The organism is uncultured Thalassolituus sp., from assembly GCF_950066645.1.
Taxonomy (GTDB): Bacteria; Pseudomonadota; Gammaproteobacteria; order Pseudomonadales; family Oceanobacteraceae; genus Thalassolituus.
Genome location: NZ_CATMFB010000002.1, coordinates 118,872 through 134,570, shown reverse-complemented (window position 1 = coordinate 134,570; position 15,699 = coordinate 118,872). Strand labels below are relative to the sequence as shown.

The 15,699-nt window shown below is 55.3% G+C and carries 18 protein-coding genes and 2 tRNA genes; 14 read left to right on the top strand and 6 right to left on the bottom strand.

Going from position 1 to position 15,699, the window contains the following annotated elements:
- Positions 1 to 116: 116 nt before the first annotated feature.
- Positions 117 to 581, top strand: coding sequence for a hypothetical protein (locus Q1L85_RS02395; RefSeq protein WP_300425478.1), 465 nt, complete (start codon positions 117 to 119; stop codon positions 579 to 581).
- A gap of 57 nt (positions 582 to 638) precedes the next feature.
- Here the strand turns inward: Q1L85_RS02395 and Q1L85_RS02390 are convergent, their stop codons facing one another.
- From Q1L85_RS02390 to Q1L85_RS02380, 3 genes are all read right to left on the bottom strand, one after another.
- Complete coding sequence (locus Q1L85_RS02390; protein ID WP_300425479.1) at positions 639 to 2,564, bottom strand: VacB/RNase II family 3'-5' exoribonuclease; 1,926 nt, start codon at positions 2,562 to 2,564, stop codon at positions 639 to 641.
- A gap of 87 nt (positions 2,565 to 2,651) precedes the next feature.
- Complete coding sequence (locus tag Q1L85_RS02385) at positions 2,652 to 3,314, bottom strand: methyltransferase (protein ID WP_300425480.1); 663 nt, start codon at positions 3,312 to 3,314, stop codon at positions 2,652 to 2,654.
- Positions 3,315 to 3,363: 49 nt separating this feature from the next.
- Complete coding sequence (locus Q1L85_RS02380) at positions 3,364 to 4,107, bottom strand: MBL fold metallo-hydrolase (protein ID WP_300425481.1); 744 nt, start codon at positions 4,105 to 4,107, stop codon at positions 3,364 to 3,366.
- Between the two features lie 61 nt (positions 4,108 to 4,168).
- Here Q1L85_RS02380 and msrA point away from each other — a divergent pair, with 61 nt between their 5' ends.
- On the top strand, positions 4,169 to 4,789 hold the full coding sequence (gene msrA / locus Q1L85_RS02375; RefSeq protein WP_373914401.1) for a peptide-methionine (S)-S-oxide reductase MsrA: 621 nt from the start codon (positions 4,169 to 4,171) through the stop codon (positions 4,787 to 4,789).
- Between the two features lie 6 nt (positions 4,790 to 4,795).
- On the opposite strand, the gene Q1L85_RS02370 is transcribed toward msrA, so the two are convergent.
- The gene (locus Q1L85_RS02370) at positions 4,796 to 5,155 is read right to left on the bottom strand and encodes a hypothetical protein (RefSeq protein WP_300425482.1); all 360 of its coding nucleotides are present in this window, start codon (positions 5,153 to 5,155) and stop codon (positions 4,796 to 4,798) included.
- 82 nt (positions 5,156 to 5,237) lie between these two features.
- Between Q1L85_RS02370 and Q1L85_RS02365 the strand changes: the two genes are divergently transcribed.
- From Q1L85_RS02365 to Q1L85_RS02340, 6 genes are all read left to right on the top strand, one after another.
- Positions 5,238 to 6,053, top strand: coding sequence for a TatD family hydrolase (locus Q1L85_RS02365; protein WP_300425483.1), 816 nt, complete (start codon positions 5,238 to 5,240; stop codon positions 6,051 to 6,053).
- 147 nt (positions 6,054 to 6,200) lie between these two features.
- Positions 6,201 to 6,803 (top strand): Yip1 family protein, encoded by a 603-nt coding sequence (locus Q1L85_RS02360; protein WP_300425484.1) that lies wholly within the window; start codon positions 6,201 to 6,203, stop codon positions 6,801 to 6,803.
- A 64-nt stretch (positions 6,804 to 6,867) separates the two neighbouring features.
- Positions 6,868 to 7,920: a murein transglycosylase domain-containing protein gene (locus Q1L85_RS02355; protein ID WP_300425485.1), complete on the top strand. Its 1,053-nt coding sequence runs from the start codon at positions 6,868 to 6,870 to the stop codon at positions 7,918 to 7,920.
- A complete protein-coding gene (locus Q1L85_RS02350; RefSeq protein WP_300425486.1) occupies positions 7,904 to 8,587 on the top strand; it encodes a methyltransferase in 684 nt (227 codons plus the stop codon). Before Q1L85_RS02355 ends, Q1L85_RS02350 begins: the two co-directional genes overlap by 17 nt.
- Before the next feature lie 32 nt (positions 8,588 to 8,619).
- A complete protein-coding gene (locus Q1L85_RS02345) occupies positions 8,620 to 9,162 on the top strand; it encodes a hypothetical protein (RefSeq protein ID WP_300425487.1) in 543 nt (180 codons plus the stop codon).
- A gap of 111 nt (positions 9,163 to 9,273) precedes the next feature.
- Positions 9,274 to 9,729: a hypothetical protein gene (locus Q1L85_RS02340; protein ID WP_300425488.1), complete on the top strand. Its 456-nt coding sequence runs from the start codon at positions 9,274 to 9,276 to the stop codon at positions 9,727 to 9,729.
- A 22-nt stretch (positions 9,730 to 9,751) separates the two neighbouring features.
- Here the strand turns inward: Q1L85_RS02340 and Q1L85_RS02335 are convergent, their stop codons facing one another.
- Positions 9,752 to 10,810 (bottom strand): AraC family transcriptional regulator, encoded by a 1,059-nt coding sequence (locus tag Q1L85_RS02335; protein WP_300425489.1) that lies wholly within the window; start codon positions 10,808 to 10,810, stop codon positions 9,752 to 9,754.
- A 238-nt stretch (positions 10,811 to 11,048) separates the two neighbouring features.
- Here Q1L85_RS02335 and Q1L85_RS02330 point away from each other — a divergent pair.
- From Q1L85_RS02330 to Q1L85_RS02320, 3 genes are all read left to right on the top strand, one after another.
- A tRNA-Met gene (locus Q1L85_RS02330) sits at positions 11,049 to 11,125 on the top strand.
- A 51-nt stretch (positions 11,126 to 11,176) separates the two neighbouring features.
- A tRNA-Met gene (locus Q1L85_RS02325) sits at positions 11,177 to 11,253 on the top strand.
- A 120-nt stretch (positions 11,254 to 11,373) separates the two neighbouring features.
- Positions 11,374 to 12,087: an SDR family oxidoreductase gene (locus Q1L85_RS02320; RefSeq protein WP_300425490.1), complete on the top strand. Its 714-nt coding sequence runs from the start codon at positions 11,374 to 11,376 to the stop codon at positions 12,085 to 12,087.
- Here Q1L85_RS02320 and folK read toward each other — a convergent pair.
- A complete protein-coding gene (gene folK / locus Q1L85_RS02315) occupies positions 12,069 to 12,464 on the bottom strand; it encodes a 2-amino-4-hydroxy-6-hydroxymethyldihydropteridine diphosphokinase (RefSeq protein ID WP_300425491.1) in 396 nt (131 codons plus the stop codon). The two genes, Q1L85_RS02320 and folK, sit on opposite strands and share 19 nt — an antisense overlap.
- 167 nt (positions 12,465 to 12,631) lie before the next feature.
- Here folK and Q1L85_RS02310 point away from each other — a divergent pair, with 167 nt between their 5' ends.
- Genes Q1L85_RS02310 through Q1L85_RS02300 form a run of 3 tightly spaced genes read left to right on the top strand, consistent with a single transcriptional unit; the run spans position 12,632 to position 15,680 of the window.
- Positions 12,632 to 13,495: a DNA ligase gene (locus Q1L85_RS02310; RefSeq protein WP_300425492.1), complete on the top strand. Its 864-nt coding sequence runs from the start codon at positions 12,632 to 12,634 to the stop codon at positions 13,493 to 13,495.
- Between the two features lie 38 nt (positions 13,496 to 13,533).
- Entirely contained in the window at positions 13,534 to 15,237 is a 1,704-nt protein-coding gene (gene recJ, locus Q1L85_RS02305; RefSeq protein ID WP_300425493.1) for a single-stranded-DNA-specific exonuclease RecJ, read from the top strand.
- Positions 15,238 to 15,263: 26 nt separating this feature from the next.
- Positions 15,264 to 15,680, top strand: a complete 417-nt coding sequence (locus Q1L85_RS02300; protein ID WP_300425494.1) for a DUF4124 domain-containing protein — start codon at positions 15,264 to 15,266, stop codon at positions 15,678 to 15,680.
- The last annotated feature ends 19 nt before the right edge of the window (positions 15,681 to 15,699 follow it).

Genomic DNA, 15,699 nt, shown 5'->3' with positions numbered 1-15,699 from the left:
ATCCGGCCCTATATACAAACCGGAGAATATGTCTCTGCGTTGTATATTTTATAAGCAGTTTTCCGTACATATCCCTTGTATGTGATAAATAGTAAATTCTATTCAGAGGTTCAGAAGTGACCGCATTCACTAACGATATCGATAAGCAGATTCAGCAGCACCAGCAGAAAATAGTTGAGCTGGAGCAACTGAAGAAAGATCAGGAAAAAAAACTCGAAGGACTGAAAGAGTTTGATGCCGCTATCAAACGCCTGTGCAACCAGAGTGCACTGACTGAAGAAGAGCTGTACGTTTCCCGTTCAGAGCAGATCGAAGCCTGGATCACTTCAATGGCAAAAGAAGAAGTACCATCTTCTATTTATAACAACCTCAAGCGTCATTTCGAAAAGTCGATTGCCCGTGATGGTCGTAAAGGTGAGAAGAAATCATCCTCTCTGCCAAAACCAAAACTGGCGGTAGGTACATATCGTAATCCGGCAACTCAGGAAAAAGTGGAAAAAATTAAACGTAATCCACGTCAGCTGGATCAGTGGATTGAAGAGTACGGTTTTCAGACAGTCCGTACCTGGAAAATTTCCTGATACAGTGCCTGCACAATAAAAAAGGAGCCAGTGGCTCCTTTTTTATTGTCCTGAATATCAGGCCATGCGTAATTTCAGACTACGCTTTGGCACATCGATTTCGTGAACGATCACCCGCATAGGCTGACCGAGGATAAACCGCTCTTCGCCGTTGGAGTGTGTCATGGTTTTACTGTCGTACGTCCAGCCTTTGGCTTTACGACGATCAATCACACCCTCAATGCCTGTGTCATCGAGACGCACGGTCAGGCTACCGCTGTTCATGTGAACAATCGTGCCCTCGTAAATACCGTTCTCTGGCTGCGTCTGTAACCATTGCAGTTTCAGCCACTGCTCAGCCTGTGACGCACCGATACGTCCACGCGTCTGCATATCCTGGATGCCGGTCAGAACGTCATCTTCAATCGCCGGTGCAGGTTCGTCATTCAACAGCGCGCGCACGGTACGATGAATCAGAAAATCGTTGTATTTGCGCAGTGGCGAAGTGAAGGTGGTGTAGCAGTTGAAGCCCAGCCCCATGTGCGGTTTGCCTTCGCGACCGAACTGACTGCGTTCCATCTGTCTGCTCAGAATCGTGCGCAGCGGCAGATCGCTGGAGGATTGCTCTGCCTGCTGCAGGAGCGCGACATAGCTCTCGAGTTCACCAAGAACAGGTTTGCCTTCGAGGTTTAACTGTTCTTTCAGTAAGGCTGCTGCTTCACCCAGTCGTTCTGTGCGGATGCCGTTCTGTTCAATAAAGAAACCGGCGTTACGTTCGCGAAGCCATAAAGCCACGGAGCGGTTGCACACCAGCATGCATTCTTCGACCAGTTTATGCGCTGCATTGCGTTCAATTTTTACGATGTCGCTGGCGCGGCCGTCTTCTCCGAGAATAAGTTTGTAATCCGGGCGGTCATCCATCAGCAGGCAGTGTGCCGCACGCCACTGATTCAGGGTGCGGGCGCAGTCTGCGAGGTGGCGTAGCGGGCCATGAAGTTCGGCCGGAATTTCTTCGCAGGTATCATCAATTAACTGCGCAACCTGCGCGTAGGTCAGTTTGGCCCGGCTTTCGATAAGCGCATTGTGAAGCTTAACTTCGCGTACGTTTCCGTCCTGCTCAAGGCGCAACTCAGCTACCATGGCCAGGCGACGGCTACCGGCCTGCAGAGAGCACAGTTGTTCTGATAATTCCGGTGGCAGCATGGGCAGAACCCGGTCGGCAAAGTATACCGAGGTCGAGCGTTTCCGGGCTTCATTGTCGAGCGCAGAACCGGCGTCGATCAGAGCTTCGGGATCGGCGATCCCGACCCAGAGTGTCCAGCCGTCACTGTGCGCTTCGGCGAACAAAGCGTCGTCTATGTCACGGGTGCCGGCAGAGTCGATAGTGACGAAGGGCAGGTGGGTAAGGTCAGTGCGGTCTGCGCACTTCGCATCGATACCTGCGGCCACCAGATTTTCGACTTCTTTCATCACGTCTTCGCTGAATTCCGCAGACAGCGCAAAGCGCTGTTGCATGACCAGACGTTCAATATGAGGCGTGGTTTCATCGCCAAGGATGGCCTCAATTTTCGCCTGAGCTTTGCCTGACGGATAGGGGTGACGGCTCATTGTCGCCGCCACATAATCGCCGTCTTTGGCATTCATCCGCGCATTCGGTGGAACAAATATCCAACGATTAAACTGGTCGTGGTCAGGCTCAATAAAGTGGCCTTTTCCACGTACGATGTAACGCCCACAGAAGTCTGAAATTTCTGAGCGGATCAGTTTTTCAACCAGTGCCTGTTCTTTGTCATCGCCCGCTGGTTCAACCCGGAAGCTGATCTCATCACCGGGAAGGACTTTTTCCATTTCATCCGGGCTCAGAAAATAGCTCTGACCTTCTTCCGTGACCGCGAAACCAAAACGGCCGCTGCTGCCACGAACGCGGCCGTCGAAGCGTGGGGTGTTCTCGTGAATTTCCTGCTTCAGCTGTTTCAGCTGCGAAAGGGCATTGATATCAAGCATCCGGTGGGCTCTGAGATTCTGAAAAGGCCGCAAGTTTAGCGGATTTGGCCGATGGCTTCGAGAGGCTGAGAGTGAGTTCTGCGAACTTCACCGTTGCCCCCGGTAGAGATTGACCAGCCGGAACTCATCCAGCTCATCCAGGTCCGGCACGGTACAGGACTCATGGCGGCCCTGAGCGACATAGGGCGGGTAGTCAAAGTCGCGGATGCGCGAGTCGGCAATAAGAACATCAGGAGCGCGCCTCAGGAATTCCTCCAGCAGCACCAGATTGGCGCGGTCGTAGAGGACATCTGCCGCAATCAGCAGATCCAGCTCTTCATCAAAACTGAAAAGATCGCCATGACAGCGAAAACTGACGCCATTTAACGCCGCGTTTTCTTCGCAGCTGATCAGTGCGTCCGGATCAATGTCGCAGGCGATGACTTCCCGTGCCCCTGCCATAATACAGGCGATTGCAACGACACCTGAACCAGCTCCGAAGTCCATGACTTTTTTACCTTTTACCCAGTGCGGATGCCGGAGAATTTCGCGTGCCAGCACCTGGCCGCTTGCCCAGCAGAAGGCCCAATACGCGGGGTATGACTGAATCTGAAGAATTTCGTCCTGACTGAAGCGGCGACGCATCGAATCAGGTTCGACCAGCCAGAGTGAAATATCCGGGCATTGAGGAAGGGCCTGGGCGCTGATGCCGGCCGCCGGGTTCATGTGTTTAATGATGCGGACCAGGGAATCCGGTACGGGGTTTGTCATAGTGATTAAGGCATCTCTGAATCGTTCTGCACAAGCGGTGTGCGGGTGTTTAGCTTTTCAGTACGAAGGCTTCGCCGGGATCTGCCACCCGATAGCCCTGTTGTCGTATCGTATTGGCGGCGGTGGCATCCGCGTAGTGATAAAGCACCATCCGCTGACGCAGATCGCTGCGGTATTCCCGCTCGAGATCATCGACTCCGGTGTGAGAAGGGTTGGCGATCAGGCCGCAGTCGTGAAATATCACTTCAGTCGGCTCGCTGTGATGGTGCAGCAATTCAGGAACTGGCCGGGTGTCGCCGGTATAGAAAAATATTCCGGGGAGCTGCAGGGCGAAGCTTGATCCCGGAGCATGATGCCGGGTGGCGTGAGTTGAAAACTGCAGGCCGGCGCACAGGAAGCGGTCGCTGACCGGGCGAAGCTGGAATGACTGCCAGAAATCATGATCGCCTTCGGCCATGGTGCCCGGGTAGGTCGCCAGCCGGTGATGCAGTACAGGAATCAGAGACACAGGGACATACAGAGGGATCGGTGCTGCACCTGCCAGTTTTGCTCTCACGGTAAGAATTTCCAGATCAGCAATGTGATCCAGATGACCGTGGGTAATAAAAATGGCAGGCGGCAGCGTGTTTTCATAACGATGCGCGAATGCATTCAGTGTGCCCGGGCCGCAGTCAATCAGTAACACAGGTTGGCGGTTCACTTCGAAACAGGCGGCGGATGATCCGGGGGCCAGGTTACCGCCGCTTCCTGTACCGGTAAAATACAGTGAATAATTCTGCAGATGTGATGTCATGATGATTCAGCGCTGCCTTAATTGGTGTAACAGGAGACTATATCGTATGTGGAGACCTAAGATGATGCGACTTCCAACCCCGGAGGAAGCTTTGCCCGGTCGGGAGACGCCTTTGTTGGTCGAGCCTGCACATTTCGTTAACGGCAATACTATCACGGGTGACTGTCCGCAAGGCCTGCGGGAACTGGTGGTCGGAATGGGATGTTTCTGGGGAGCAGAACGTCTTTTCTGGACGCTGCCCGGCGTCCGGGTGACGTCGGTAGGTTATGGGGGTGGGCACACGCCGAATCCGACATATGACGAAGTATGCTCGGGCCATACTGGCCATACCGAGCTGGTCAGAATTTGGTATGACCCGGCGGAGGTCAGGCTTGAGGATTTGCTTAAGGCGTTCTGGGAAGAGCACGATCCCACTCAGGGGATGCGCCAGGGCAATGACATCGGCACCCAGTACCGGTCGGCGATCTACTTAAGCTCTGACGATGATCTGATCGTTGCTGAGCGCTCGCGTGACAACTACCAACGGGCATTGAGCCTGTCTGGCTTTCCGGACATTACGACCGAGATCCGGACGGGGGTGCCTTACTACCTTGCTGAGACGGGTCATCAACAGTATCTGGCGAAAAACCCGGGTGGATATTGCGGCCTGAGCGGTTGCCACGTCAGATATCGCGATCACTGATCTGGCTCAGGCGGTCTGAGCCTGCTCCCGGACTTCCGGAAACGCAAGGTGGATCGCCCAGGCGATTGCCGTGGCGTACCTGAGGTTGATCGACAACTCCAGGTGAGGGTCCGAGAGAAAGGCATGCTGCGATGCGAGGCCACGGATGCGGCTGGCAAGGTCGGGCTTAAAAGCGAGATATTTGTCCCACACCAGGCGGTGCGTCGCGGCGTCGATGGCAAACAGGCCGTGCGCCTGCGAGGGAGAATGCTTCGCGGCCTGTGCTGCCCGGCTCAGCAGCAGATTTTCGGCGGCGTCACTGTGTACATCTAAATAATCCAGGGTTGTGCGGATCAGATCCCGCAATTCCTGAGCTGCCAGTTCCATGAATGCACTCCGGCCAAACGTCACTGCATGGTAACCTGTGTTTTATCCGGACCGCTACCGCGACAGGAGATGATTGCGACCTATGTCGGATTTTATGGCATCTGAGATACCACTTAGCTGGTATGACGGACACTGTCATTTTGACTTTGCCGCACTGGACGACACCCGCAATTCAGACTGGGACCTTGCACAGAGGCTCGGCCTCAGAGGTGGGATCATCCCGGGAGTCAGCCGGCGGCTGAGTGAAGGCTTACCTCAGTTTATCAGCCAGTGGCCGGGCTGGAAGGCAGCGGTGGGGCTGCATCCTTATTGGGCCGATGAGCATACCGACGCAGATGTCGCCTGGCTGGAGCAGCAGTTAACCCTGCCTTCTGTGGTGGCCGTCGGTGAGTGCGGTATGGACCGGACCCTCGCGCGTGAGGAGCGACTGGCCGTTGACCTGCAATGGCGCTGGTTTGAACAGCAGATTGATCTGGCGGAAAAGTTTCACTTACCGCTGGTGCTGCATGTCCGCGGTATGCACGATGACGTTGCGGCTGAGCTGCGCCGCCGATCCTTCACCCATGGTGGCCTGGTGCACGCCTTCAGCGGCAGTCTGCAGCAGGCCGGGCGCTGGATTGATCAGGGGTTTTTACTTGGCGTGGGCGGCGCGATGTCGCACCCCGGCGCGACGCGGCTGCGAGGTACGCTGGCACAACTTCCGTTAACTTCCCTGTTACTGGAGACAGATGCGCCGGATATGCGACCGGCCTTCCTGAACCGGGCGGTCAACAGCCCGGTGATGATTCCTTTATATGGCGCAATACTGGCCTCACTTCAGAATGTCAGTCTGGCGTCGGTTGCTTTCCAGACACAGCAGAATCTGTACCGGATATTCCCCCGTTTTGCTTCCATATGATCTGAAAGGTCAAAACAATATAACCGCGGGAACTGACAATCTGATCTATCACCCGGTGGCGGAAATTGTCCTTGAGGCGAAGTGATGGGCAGCAGTAGCCTGCAATACCGTGCAGGGGCACCCATTACTGAACCAGGAGGGAGAGTTATGTTCTCCAATCATATGTTCGGCCTTCTCTATGATGCTCCCCGTGAGTGGCGGGAAATCCGCCGCGAACCGACTGAGACTATCTCTCAGGTGTACTTACGTCATGCCCTGTTGCTGGCGTTGATTCCTCCCTTCGCATTGTTCACTGGTACGACCCAGATGGGCTGGAGCTTACAGGGCGGAGACCTTACTTTTCTGACCACCGAAAGCGCTGCGGTCATCGCCGTTGCGTTTTATTTTGCGCTCCTTCTCGGACTGGCGCTGATGTCCTTCTTCGTCTTCGCGATGGAGCATGTGTTTGGCGCCAGCGTGAGTTATGAACGCTGCCTGATGCTGACGATTTACACCTCGTCGCCCATGTTTCTGGCGGGTGTGGCCGGTTTCCTGCCGGTACTCTGGCTGGATGTTCTGGTCGTCATGGTCGCCGCAGCGTACAGCCTCTATCTGCTCTTCACGGGGGTGCCGGTATTTATGGATATCCCGGAAGAGCGGGGCATGATGTTCTCCTTTATGGTGACGACAGCCGGGCTTTGTATGCTGGTGGGCGGAATGGCGATCACAGTGATTCTCTGGGGAATGGGCCTCGCTCCTGATTACCTCTGATCACTGACATTCCGGTTGCCAGAGGATACACTGCCTGCACTTGTTTGCAGGCGATCCTGATAGCGTGAAAGTTTTAGGCTGGTTGTTGGCGGGTGTGGTATTTCAGGCGTCTGCCGAATCCCTGCCCGATAATTTTGACGATTTACCGGATGACCTTCAGACCGTCCTGCTCGATTTTATATCTCCGGAGCAGGGCGAGCTGTGGGGGCAGGATGCATTGTCATCCGGTACCCACACTCTGGTACGTTATCTCGACGACTTTCATACCCAGGTCACGGTTGACTTCAGTGCGGGCTGGGTCAGAGTCGAGACCCGCGGTGGTGATGAACCTCTTCAACAACTGCGTCAGGCAATTGTGGGTACACTACTCACCCCCGCCGATCCCCGGGTCATTGATCTCTACACCGCGACCGACTTTGGTTTAACCGGCACTCCTTTTCTGAAAGGACAGGTAGTAGACCATGATGGGCAGGATATTCTCACCCAATGGCGTGCCCAGCGCTTTGCCGATTACCTGCTGAAAGACCGACTGAAGCGGACTTCGCAGGGCTTCCGGGTTGTGATTCCGATGGTCCGTCAGCACCAGATGGTGGCGGCTTCCGGCGTCCGGGAGCATGTCAGCCGCTCAGCAAAGCGCTACGGTGTCGACCCCGCACTGGTGTATGCCGTTATTGATGCCGAAAGCAGTTTTAACCCCTTTGCCGTGTCCTCATCGAATGCCTACGGACTGATGCAGGTGATGCCCCGCACCGCTGGGCGGGATGTCATGCAGAAAATCTATAACAGAGACCGGACGCCCGGACGCCGCTATCTGTTTGACCCGGCCAATAATATTGACGCAGGAACAGCGTACCTCTCTATTCTTCGTGATAACTACCTGCGCGGAATCAGCGGCTCACTGGCAAAAGAATACTGTACGATTGCTGCTTATAATGGTGGGGCGGGGAATCTGCTGAAAACTTTCCATCGCGACCGTCAGGAAGCTGTACGGCGTATCAACCGTATGTCTGCCGATGAAGTTTACCGTTATATTGTCCGGCATCATCCCCGGGAAGAAACCCGCAATTATCTCAAAAAAGTGACAGAGAAGAAGAAACGCTATGTCAGCCTCAGATAAACCGGCCTTTGCCCGGGAGCTGGATCGTCTTGAACAGGCACTCAATCTGCCGGATGCGCATCTGAAGCGCTGCTGGCTGGATAACGAAGTGCTGGCACTCTGGTTGCTGGACATTAAAGCGGAATCGACACGTCTGGATACTCAGGCGATTGGTCGCTTCTGGCAACAATTGCCTTTCTGGGCGTTTGCCTGGGCAGGAGGCAGAGCACTTGCTACCTGGATTGCTTCGCACCCTGAGTCTGTCACCGGCAAGACAGTGCTCGACTTTGGCTGTGGCTCCGGCATCGTCGGAATTGCCGCTGCACTGGCAGGCGCCAAGCAGGTCTGGGTGGCAGACCTGGATAACAACGCCCTGGAGATCGCGCACATTAATGCGGCGCTGAATGGTGTCGAAGTGCACCCTGTGTTGCCGGGCGAATGGCCCGAAGTAGACGTATTGCTGGCGGCTGATGTTCTTTACGATATTTCCAGCAGTGATGACCTCCGCCGTCTGACGGCGGCCGTGCCTGAGTGGCTGATGGCAGAATCACGGGCGGTTGCGCCTGACTTTGTCAGCCTGCAGTGCCTGGACACCCAGACGACCGCAACACTGCCGGCGATCGGAGATTTTGATGAAGCAGTGAACGTTGATATTTATTGCCGGTCTGAGGCAGTAACTCTTAACTGATCACTGAAGACAACAATAAGAAGGAAAACTTTATGCGTTATCTGTTTGTGCTTGTTATGACCATGATGACAGCGTTTGCCCACGCAGAGCTGACACCAGAAAAAATCCAGCAGTGGTTGCCAACCATGAAGCCTGTCCAGGAGTGGATGGAAGCTAATGAGTCAAAGGTCGACACGCATTCGCTGTTTAAAAGCAGCAGCAAAGGGCTTTCAGGCATGTTCGACGAAGCCATTACCGAACTTAAAAACGCAGGTCTTTACGATGACTTCGCCGGCCTTCTGAAGAAGCACGGCTATGCCTCTGTAGAAGGCTGGGCAGCGGATACGCAGGGCGTAACTACCGCATTTATGGCGATAAAAATGGAAGGCGAGCAGATCAACCCGGCCATGATTCAGGCACAGATTGTTCAGGTAAAAGACAGCCCGCTGCCGGACGAGCAGAAGCGCGTCATGCTGGGAATGCTGGAAGGTACTCTGGCTATGATGAAAGAAGTAAGCGCTGTGCCTGAGGGCGACAAAGCTGTGGTACGTCCGCACATGAAAGCCATTGAGCAGAGTTTCGGACACGGGCACTGACAGTCAGTGGTTGCGCTGGCGGCCACGCCAGCGCATTCCTTACCGGGATTTTTTCTGTCCTCGGCCTATACTGGACCTTCAGAAACCTTTCAGAGACTGAGGGAGCAGACCATGAGTTACAGCACCGTTCTCGATATTCTTAATTACAGCCAGAAAGTGCATGAACATGCACGGGCTTTATACGAGCAGTTGCGAGAAGAAACCCAGCGCGAGCGCGTCGATATGCTGCTGCGCCTGTTATCTCATCATGAAGACCGCCTGGCGCAGGCCGTCGCAGATTACCGCGACGAGAGTCGCAGCCGCATCCTGAAAGAGTGGCATCAGTTTGAGCCTGCAGATATTGGTGACGTGTTGAAAGACTGCCGCCAGATTCACTCCGATATCAGTGTGGAGGATCTGGTTGCCATTGCATTGAAAGTCGATGATTTTCTTATCGAAACCTACCAGCAACTGGCTGCAGACGCGGCATCTGCAGAAGCCAGAGAGCTGTTCAGTAATCTCGCGGAACTTGAGCAGGCAGAAAAAATCAGCGCGGTACGCGCGGCCCTGTCCACAAATGACTGGTAGTCAATTGCGGCAGGGCGGCTATTTATTGTGTTGCTTCTTCTGCAAGACGACGATTCGCGGCTTCTGAAAGTTGCTGGCGGCGGTACGCTGCTGGCGTCATCCCCGTCCATTGCTTGAATGCCCGCTCAAAGCCACGTCGGTCAGAGAAGCCGAGATCAAGTGCCAGTTGCTGCACATCAGTACGTGCAGAGCGCAACGCCACTTTGGCTTTCTCTAAGCGGACTTCTTTCACCAGATTGGAGAACTGACAGTCCTCCTCCTGAAGTCGTCGGGTCAGAGTCCGGCTGCTGGTGCTCAGCAATTCAGCCACGGCATCCTTGGTCATAGGAACCGTTTCGGGCCATTGATACAGGATATGCATCACCCGCTGACTGAACGTCTTAAGCTCGCTGAAGCGCGCCAGAGCCTGTTCTGCTTCCTGCCTCAGCATGGCGAACAGCTGAGGGTTGGCATAAGACAGCGGACTGTCCAGATGCCGGCTGGAGAAGCTGACCCAGTTCTGAGGCTGGTTATACTGCACAGGCACATTAAAGAAGCGCTGCAACCGGTCTTTGTAGGCCGGAGCGGGATGGCGGAAGCCGATTCCCTGCAGCTGATAATAGCTGCCCCCGATGGCCTGGCCGGCGGTATGTATACCCGAGGCGATAAATTCTGACCGCGTCTGACTGCCGAAGGGGGTACCTTCAGTGACGTAGAAGACGATTTTTATCGAATCCTGACCGATAAAGAAGTCAGGTGCCCGCGTATCGCTGATCAGCGCGTAATAGCGCCTCAGGACAGCAAGGGCCTCTCGTCCTGTCTGACAACTGCTGATCAGAAAACCAAGCAGGTAAAAGCTTGGCATTTCCAGTCGCTGACCTGCGGCGAGGCCGATCGCCGGGTCGTCGAGCAGACGGGAAGCCTGTTCTAACAGCTGGTCAAAATGGTTGATGGAAATTCGCTGTGTTGCACTGGTGACGGCAGGCGCGTCCAGACCCAGGGAACCCAGCAACTCTCTGCTGGAGATGCCTTTGCTCTCCAAGAGGCGCAACAGGGGCTGCAAAGCCGCCGTCGTCATTGTATTGGCTGGACTAGTGCTCATAGGGCTAAGAATGTCTTTTTATTGTTCTTATTTTTTCTGGTCTGTCTGGGACTACGAGAAACGCTCGTGGCGCAACTCACCCGACACCATCATCTTAAGTTAACATTACTTTACAAGGCAGACCAGTCATTAGTGGACAAATCCAGGCCAGTTTGGCGGTATCGAACACGACTTTCATACATTTCATGTATTGGGCTTGACGCGCCACTTTGGTGGGCGTAATATGCGCAGCCTCTGACGCGGGGTGGAGCAGCCTGGTAGCTCGTCGGGCTCATAACCCGAAGGTCGTCGGTTCGAATCCGGCCCCCGCAACCAACTTAACTTTTGAACTGCTCATAAGTTGGTCATGTTAGTCAGAGTATTTGTCGCGGGGTGGAGCAGCCTGGTAGCTCGTCGGGCTCATAACCCGAAGGTCGTCGGTTCGAATCCGGCCCCCGCAACCAACAAATCAGCCAGCCATCGAGCTGGTTTTTTTGTGCCTGTGATTCCGACAGGCGCCGACCTTGCGGTCGTCCCCCCCCTCTTTTTACACTGATAGCCCTGAGAATCTGATTGAGGTGCGTGTGGCTAAGCGTATTTTTATTACTGGCGGCGGGCGTCGTCTGGGCAGAACACTGAGCGAGCATTATCTGGCGCAGGGGTGGCAGGTGGTTGCACACTACAACACCCGCAGTGAGTTGGAAGCACATCCCAACCTGACGTCAGTGAAAGCAGACCTGTCTGATGTCCGCGACATTGAGAAGCTCTGTGATGAACTGCAGGCACTCGGCCCATTCGACGCTGTGATCCATAACGCTTCCTGTTTTGTGCCCGATGCCGCCGCCGCGGATCTGCCAGAACACATTGCCATGCATCAGAATGTTCATGTAACTGCGCCTGTGATGATCACGGAGGCCCTGAAAGAGGCGTGGGCTGAAGCAGCCTGCATGATCAGCATCAGTGATATCTACGCTGATATCCCTAACCAGTGGTTCGCTGTGTATTGTGCCGCAAAAGCGGGCTTGCAGAACTGGTCATTGAGCATGGCGCAGCGTCTCGCTGGCAGGGTCCGGGTGAATGTTATACAGCCGGGGCCTGTGCAGTTTCTTCCCGAGCACGACGAAGCTTATCGTCAGCGGGTGCTGTCGCAATCACTGATTGGTGAAGAGCTGGGTTATGGCGCCATTGTCAGCGCGTGCGATTATCTGCTCAGTGCCCGGGCGGTGACGGGCACGGTAATGAGAGTTGACGGTGGTCGCTTCGTGACTAACCGCTACGATCAGACGTTTTCTTCCTGACACCAGAGCTGATACACACTCTGGTAATAGCTTTCTTCCGGCACTGCGTGCCGGCAGCTCTCCAGTGTCTCTGCCTGCGCGAGTATGTCGATGTCGATCGGACGGTCGCGGGTTTTCCGGGCGGGTGACTTCGGTTCCCGTCCCAGATCGACTTCGATCGCCTGAAGTCGGTGTTTAAGCATAGGGGCAGGCAGATCACACTCAAGAATGAGTAATTGATTACGGAATTCGTGGTGGAAGGTTTCGCCGACCGGCGCCGTCGCCAGGGCGGGTGATGTCGCCGCTACGCGGCCCAGTTGTTCAAGGGCAGAGGCCGCCTGAGTCAGGTTGTCTTCAGGTTTGATGTTACTGCCCAGTCCCAACAGGAAAAAACTCATAAAGCCCATGTCGTTTATCAGTGGATACCCTTAAGGATTTGCTTTGTGGCGCTGTGTGTCAAGTGACGCCAGTCCGGTGAAAACCCTGTAAATGTACAAAATGCCACTTTTGTCTGTTAACCATCCTGGTTCACAATGAGGCTATCTTTAACGTCAGGGACAGAATCATGTCGGGATGGACCCCCTTTCTTATCGCGCTGCTGGTGATATTCGGCAGCATGCTTCCTGTCTGGGCTGCAGCTCAGGCGTCGGAAGCGCCGCCACTTCTTATGCTGGCCAAGCGCTTTCAGGGTGATGAGGTGTTGGCACACTACAGTGTCAGCGAAAAATACGATGGTGTGCGTACTTATTGGGATGGCATGCAGCTGATGACCCGCAGTGGTCGCATCATCAGCGTGCCTGACTGGTTTATCGCCGATCTTCCGGACGTGCCTATGGATGGTGAACTATGGATTGGTTATGGCCGTTTTGATGAGGTCAGTGGCCTTGTCCGGCAAGTGGATGGTGAGGACGATCCCTTGTGGCAGGAAGTCCGCTTTATGGTCTTTGACCTGCCGGATGCCCCTGGTACTTTCCGCGAGCGTTATGCCCGCTTGCAGGCCCTCATCGAACAGCTGCCCTGCAGTGAATGCCAGTTGGTCGAACAAAGTCTGATTGATTCCGTCGAGGCACTCGATCAACGGCTTCAGGCAACGATTGCTGGTGGCGGGGAAGGGCTGATGCTGCACCGTCTGGAATCTCAGTATACGCCGGGGCGTTCGGCGGACCTGCTGAAGGTTACGCAGACGGACGATGATGAGGCGGTAGTCCTGGGTTATGAGCCCGGTAAAGGGCGGCTGGAAGGGCTGATGGGAGCGCTCAGGGTCCGGCTGGCTGATGGTCGTGAATTTCTGCTCGGAAGTGGCTTTACGGATGCCCAGAGACGCAATCCTCCCTCGCCTGGAGAGCGGGTCCGGTTTACGTATCGTGGTCTGACCAGTAGCGGTCTGCCCCGGTTTGCCAGTTTTGATCGTGTGCGACCCGTCGAATAGCCATCGTGATATGATCCGGCTTTTGCCGGATCAATTCTATGCCTCGGATTCACAACCGGGCAGCGACGCCACTGCCTGTTCTTGATCATCTGCACCCGGTCCTCAACCGGGTCTACAGCGCCCGTGGTATTACGTCACCTGACGATCTGGAGCTGACGCTTCAGACGCTTCTGCCTTATCACTCTATGTCCGGAATTTCAGAGGCTGTCGCGGCACTCGTGCCTGTAGTGACGCAGGGCCGCCGCTTACTGGTGGTCGGTGATTTCGATGCTGACGGTGCTACCAGTACCGCGGTTGCACTGCGCGCTCTGGCAATGATGGGAGCAACCGATGTGGGCTATCTGGTGCCTAACCGGTTTGATTTCGGATACGGCCTGACTCCGGAGCTGGTGGACGTTGCCCGTCATATGTCACCTGACCTGATCATGACCGTGGACAACGGCATTGCCGCTTTGCAGGGAGTCGCGGCGGCAAACGCCGCTGGCATCCCGGTTGTCGTCACAGATCATCATCTGGCTGGAGACCAGCTTCCCGAAGCATTGGCGATCGTGAATCCTAACCAGCCTGGCTGTGAGTTTCCTTCCAAGGCCGCCTGTGGTTGTACGGTCGTGTTTTACCTCATGCTCGCTTTAAGAGCCGAGCTGCAGAGGCAGGGTGCGTTCCCCGCGGGAGCGCCCAATCTCGCGGTTCTGATTGACCTGGTGGCACTCGCCACCGTAGCAGACGTTGTCCCTCTGGATCGCAATAACCGGATACTGGTGGAGCAGGGGCTGCGGCGTATCCGTGCCGGACAGGCTCAGGCTGGTGTCCGTGCGCTGTTACAGGTCAGCGGGCGCTCTGCTGAGCGGATTACTGCGGCGGACTTTGGTTTTGCACTGGGGCCGAGGATCAATGCCGCAGGCCGTCTCGATGATATGTCTCTGGGGATTGAGTGTCTGCTGACCGATGACGAGCAGAAAGCATTAACCATTGCTACCGAGCTGGATGCGTTCAACCGGGAGCGTCGCCAGATCGAACAGGGGATGCAACAGGAAGCTCTGGCACTGCTGGATGACAGCGCCGTCGCGCCCCAGGAGCGTGCGGGAGTCTGTCTGTGGCAGGAAAACTGGCATCAGGGGGTGATTGGTATTCTGGCGTCGCGGATCAAAGAAAAGGTGTACCGGCCTGTGATTGCCTTTGCCAGTGCAGATAACGGTGAGCTGAAAGGCTCGGCGCGATCGGTACCTGGCCTGCACATCCGAGATGCACTGGATCTGCTTGACCGCCGGCACCCGGGACTCATTGTGAAGTTTGGTGGCCACGCAATGGCTGCGGGGCTGACTCTGCGCGCTGGTGTGTTTGATGAATTTGCGCAGGCATTTGATCAGGTATGCCGGACCCTGATGAGCGATGACGCCCTGGAAGAACGGATTGATACCGACGGTGAGTTGCGTCCGGCTGAGTTCTCACTGGAGCTGGCAGAGCAGTTGCGCTGGGGTGGCCCCTGGGGGCAGGGGTTTCCGGAGCCCGTCTTTGAAGGCTGGTTCCGACTGGTGCAGCAGAGGATTGTCGGCGAGCGACATTTAAAAATGGTGCTGCAACCGCGACACTCTGACCTGGCAATGGATGCAATCTGGTTCAACATTGATACGACTGCCTGGCCCGACTACCAGCGAGAGGAAGTCCACTGTGTTTTCCAGCTCGACGTTAATGAGTTTCGCGGCGCCCGGACCGTTCAGTTATTGATCAGACATCTTGAATAGTGACTGTGTAAAAAAAGGGAACTCAGATGAAATGGACGCCACTGATCTGTGCGTGCGTCGCCTGTTGTGCAAACGCAGAAATTTATCAATGGAAGGATGAGAAAGGGCAGACACACTTTTCCGACGTGCGGCCTGCAGCTCAGGCAAAAGTCGTCAATCCAGTGATTCACTCCGTCTACGAGTCGCCTGCCAGCGCCGGCTATACCCGTTCAGGGTCGTACAATCCTGAGTATCAGCAGAAGCTTGAAAACCGTCGTCAGGAAGAACTGAAGCGTCAGCAGACCGCGCGTCTGGACGAGAAACGTGCCCGTAAGTGTGAAGAGGCCCGGGCGGATTCACGGCGCAGCTATACCCGCACTGCGTCTGCAGACATGAACCGTCTGCGCCAGATACGCGCCGAGAAAGACGAGATTAACCGGCGCATCAAAGAGAACTGCTACTAGCCGGGATAAAAAAATCCCC

Excerpts from the sequence above, each read along its gene's own strand:
- Q1L85_RS02390 (WP_300425479.1), bottom strand. The coding sequence starts at position 2,564 with ATGCTTGATATCAATGCCCTTTCGCAGCTGAAACAGCTGAAGCAGGAA.
- Q1L85_RS02385 (WP_300425480.1), bottom strand. The coding sequence starts at position 3,314 with ATGACAAACCCCGTACCGGATTCCCTGGTCCGCATCATTAAACACATG.
- Q1L85_RS02380 (WP_300425481.1), bottom strand. The coding sequence starts at position 4,107 with ATGACATCACATCTGCAGAATTATTCACTGTATTTTACCGGTACAGGA.
- msrA (WP_373914401.1), top strand. The coding sequence starts at position 4,169 with ATGATGCGACTTCCAACCCCGGAGGAAGCTTTGCCCGGTCGGGAGACG.
- Q1L85_RS02370 (WP_300425482.1), bottom strand. The coding sequence starts at position 5,155 with ATGGAACTGGCAGCTCAGGAATTGCGGGATCTGATCCGCACAACCCTG.
- Q1L85_RS02365 (WP_300425483.1), top strand. The coding sequence starts at position 5,238 with ATGTCGGATTTTATGGCATCTGAGATACCACTTAGCTGGTATGACGGA.
- Q1L85_RS02360 (WP_300425484.1), top strand. The coding sequence starts at position 6,201 with ATGTTCTCCAATCATATGTTCGGCCTTCTCTATGATGCTCCCCGTGAG.
- Q1L85_RS02350 (WP_300425486.1), top strand. The coding sequence starts at position 7,904 with ATGTCAGCCTCAGATAAACCGGCCTTTGCCCGGGAGCTGGATCGTCTT.
- Q1L85_RS02345 (WP_300425487.1), top strand. The coding sequence starts at position 8,620 with ATGCGTTATCTGTTTGTGCTTGTTATGACCATGATGACAGCGTTTGCC.
- Q1L85_RS02340 (WP_300425488.1), top strand. The coding sequence starts at position 9,274 with ATGAGTTACAGCACCGTTCTCGATATTCTTAATTACAGCCAGAAAGTG.
- Q1L85_RS02335 (WP_300425489.1), bottom strand. The coding sequence starts at position 10,810 with ATGAGCACTAGTCCAGCCAATACAATGACGACGGCGGCTTTGCAGCCC.
- folK (WP_300425491.1), bottom strand. The coding sequence starts at position 12,464 with ATGAGTTTTTTCCTGTTGGGACTGGGCAGTAACATCAAACCTGAAGAC.
- Q1L85_RS02310 (WP_300425492.1), top strand. The coding sequence starts at position 12,632 with ATGTCGGGATGGACCCCCTTTCTTATCGCGCTGCTGGTGATATTCGGC.
- recJ (WP_300425493.1), top strand. The coding sequence starts at position 13,534 with ATGCCTCGGATTCACAACCGGGCAGCGACGCCACTGCCTGTTCTTGAT.
- Q1L85_RS02300 (WP_300425494.1), top strand. The coding sequence starts at position 15,264 with ATGAAATGGACGCCACTGATCTGTGCGTGCGTCGCCTGTTGTGCAAAC.